We start from the raw sequence: 2,566 nt of genomic DNA, 5'->3' as shown, positions 1-2,566 counted from the left end.
GAGAGCATAAATAAACGGAGTAATCTGTAGTTTATGTGAACCAAACCACCCTGAGCGTAGTCGAAGGGTAAACGTTATCTAGGTCATAACACCTTGGGATTCGCTAGTCCCCTGCCATGTTGCTACTTATTAAACAATCCGCAAGGATAGTGTATTTAGCATAACAAGCTCAGATAACAAGGTTGAAGCAAACATTACCCTGGAAAGGTGAAATTTAAATGTCTAATTTTGTTCTAGTTCTTGATACCAACAAAAAACCACTTACTCCAATCCATCCAGGAGATGCACGTTTTTTATTAAATCAACAAAAAGCTGCTGTATTTAGAAGATTTCCATTTACCATAATTTTGAAAGAACCTAAATCTGACGTTCCAACTCAACCGATTGAATTAAAAATAGATCCAGGAAGTAAAACTACAGGTTTTGCGTTAGTTCAAAATAATAAAGTCATCTGGGGTATGGAATTACAACACAGAGGTTTAGCTATTAAAGAAAGCCTGGAAACTCGAAAAGGAGTAAGGCGAGGAAGACGTTCTAGACATACTCGTTATCGTCAAGCTAGATTTCTTAACCGCACTAAACCTCAAGGTTGGTTAGCACCTTCTTTAAGCCATAGAGTTTTAACTATTAACACTTGGGTCAAAAGATTATGTAATTTTGCCCCAATAACTGACATAGTTCAAGAGCTTGCTAGGTTTGACCTACAGCAGCTAGAAAACCCGGAGATATCAGGCTTTGAGTATCAACAAGGAGAGTTACAAGGGTATGAAGTCCGTGAATATCTTTTGAATAAATGGAATAGAAAATGTGCATACTGTACTGCTGAAAATGTCCCTTTACAAGTTGAGCATATTAAACCAAAAGCCAAAGGAGGAACTAATAGAATTTCTAATTTGTGTCTAGCTTGTGAGAAATGTAATATCAAAAAAGGTACTCAAGATATTGAGAAGTTTTTAGGAAAAAAGCCTGAGTTGTTGAAGCAAATTTTATCCCAAGCCAAGCGGACACTAAAAGATGCGTCTGCTGTAAATTCAACGAGATGGGCTTTATTTAATAAGTTAAAAGAAACTGGATTACCTATAACAACAGGTTCAGGAGGTTTAACTAAGTTTAATAGAACTCGTTTAGGATTGCCTAAAACTCATTGGATTGATGCTGCTTGTGTAGGGAAAGTTGAAACTCTCAAAATACTTACAACAAAAATTTTAACAGTAAAAAGCACGGGGCATGGTTGCAGAAGATTCTGTAGGATCAATAAATTTGGTTTTCCTTGCACCGAGCCTAAAAAAATATTCACTCATGTTTCTACAGGAGATTTTGTTAAGGCTACTTTGCACAAAGATCGTAAAAACATAACTTCTGGAAGGTATGTAAGTCGTGTTAAAACTCCCACAAAAAACGGATGTGAGATTGTTATCAATGGTTTTAGAGTTGAATTTTCAACAATGAAAGATATTACTAAGGTTCATTGTAGTGACGGATATAGCTACGTTTGACTACGGAAAACTACAATTTTATGAGATTAAATGCAGAGACAGTTATCTTAGAAAAAATAAAGGATAAAGTTTGGACTGATGAAGAGTTTATGGCTTTAGCTGATGATGGCAATCGTTACGAAATTGTAGATGGAGAGTTGATATTGATTAGTTAGCGATAGCGAACGCATTGCGTCCCACGCTGCCCTATCGGGTCACGCGTGGGGCTTCTGTCGGTTTAAGCTAAATATCCTCTAAACAATCACAAAATGATTGACATTCAATGTTCCTGTTAATCCCGTAACTTCAATAATGGCATCATTAGCCGCATTAAACCCTGCGGTTGCATCATTAATAGCCACAAAGGTTTTTTGTCCAAAACTGAATTGAGCCGCAAAATTTGACCCAAAGGCTGCGGCTGTTAATTTTGCCCCCATACCAGCAGCATCCAGGGTATTAACTGCTCCCACATCCACAAACCCGGCTCGTGCGGTAGAAACACGGAATAAATCATTACCTGTGGTGGCGTTGAAGTCAGTAATCACATCAAAATTAGCTAAAAGAGAATCAGTAAGATTTTGGTAAACAAATTTGTCACTTCCTAAACCACCAATTAGAGTATCTTTACCAGCACCCGCATTAATGGTGTCATTTCCACCACCTGTAGTGATAGAGTCATTAGCTGCTGTACCAGTAATCTGAAACCGATTTATCCCAGAGAAATCAACTCTGTCTGGGTAAGCGTTACCGGCGGAATTGAGTCGGGCTGCTGTACCAGAAAATCCTTCTGCACCTGCATAGGTAGACAAGCTCATCTCACGTCCAGTCTCACCTATGGAGTAATTAACAATTAGTAAATCATCTCCTGCTCCCCCATTGGCACTGTCAATCCCTAATCCAGTATTTATCGTGTCGTTACCAGCCCCACTGTTAATAGTGTCATTGCCGCGAACAATAATGTTATTAACTAAACCTGATTGATTGAAGGTATCGTTACCACTTCCCGTAGTAATAGTAAAGTTCTCAAAGTTAGTTGCTGTGACAATGCCAGTTAAATTAATTCCTGTGGTGGCATTGTTAATAACGATATT

General features: G+C 38.2%; 3 protein-coding genes. 2 read left to right on the top strand and 1 reads right to left on the bottom strand.

Annotated elements, in window-relative coordinates; all coding sequences use genetic code 11:
• Positions 1 to 218 precede the first annotated feature (218 nt).
• Together iscB and PN450_RS21445 are read left to right on the top strand one after the other, a co-directional pair.
• Positions 219 to 1,496 (top strand): RNA-guided endonuclease IscB, encoded by a 1,278-nt coding sequence (gene iscB, locus PN450_RS21450; protein WP_148762746.1) that lies wholly within the window; start codon positions 219 to 221, stop codon positions 1,494 to 1,496.
• Between the two features lie 20 nt (positions 1,497 to 1,516).
• Positions 1,517 to 1,651, top strand: a complete 135-nt coding sequence (locus tag PN450_RS21445; protein WP_256370347.1) for a hypothetical protein — start codon at positions 1,517 to 1,519, stop codon at positions 1,649 to 1,651.
• A gap of 78 nt (positions 1,652 to 1,729) precedes the next feature.
• Here PN450_RS21445 and PN450_RS21440 read toward each other — a convergent pair.
• The coding region (locus PN450_RS21440; RefSeq protein ID WP_334311505.1) for a bluetail domain-containing putative surface protein at positions 1,730 to 2,566 on the bottom strand (837 nt) is incomplete at its 5' end.

The organism is Dolichospermum lemmermannii CS-548, from assembly GCF_028330815.1.
Classification (GTDB): domain Bacteria; phylum Cyanobacteriota; class Cyanobacteriia; order Cyanobacteriales; family Nostocaceae; genus Dolichospermum; species Dolichospermum lemmermannii.
The sequence above is the reverse complement of the archived record's forward strand: the minus strand, read 5'-3'. Positions and strand labels throughout refer to the sequence as shown.

Coding starts and splice junctions, on each gene's coding strand:
- iscB (WP_148762746.1), top strand. CDS start 219: ATGTCTAATTTTGTTCTAGTTCTTGATACCAACAAAAAACCACTTACT.
- PN450_RS21445 (WP_256370347.1), top strand. CDS start 1,517: ATGAGATTAAATGCAGAGACAGTTATCTTAGAAAAAATAAAGGATAAA.